General features: G+C 75.7%; 1 protein-coding gene. It reads left to right on the top strand.

The annotated features are described in order from the left end of the window. A partial coding sequence (locus ADK55_RS23040; RefSeq protein ID WP_199826606.1) for an aldo/keto reductase occupies nucleotides 1-313 on the top strand: 313 nt, incomplete at both ends.

The following is a 313-nucleotide window of genomic DNA, read 5'->3' as shown; positions in this document are numbered from 1 at the left end:
GATGCTGGCCGCCCGCGTCCCCCCCACCTGGCCCCCCTTCCCCCTGGCCAACGGCCTGCTCACCGGAAAGATCCGACGCGGCGCCCCCGTCCCGCCCGGTTCGCGTCTCGAAGGCCGTGACGGCTACCTCACCGACGAGCGCCTGGACACGGTCGAGGCACTGGCCGGCCTCGCCGAGAAGTACGACCGCACGGTCCTGGAACTCGCCATCGGCTGGCTCTCCGCGCAGCCGGGCTGCGCCTCCGTCATCGCGGGCGCCACCTCCGCCGAACAGGTGCGGGCCAACGCGGCCGTCGCCGACCGCCCCCGGGGG

It is taken from the genome of Streptomyces sp. WM4235, from assembly GCF_001279725.1.
GTDB lineage: Bacteria > Actinomycetota > Actinomycetes > Streptomycetales > Streptomycetaceae > Streptomyces.
The sequence above is the reverse complement of the archived record's forward strand: the minus strand, read 5'-3'. Positions and strand labels throughout refer to the sequence as shown.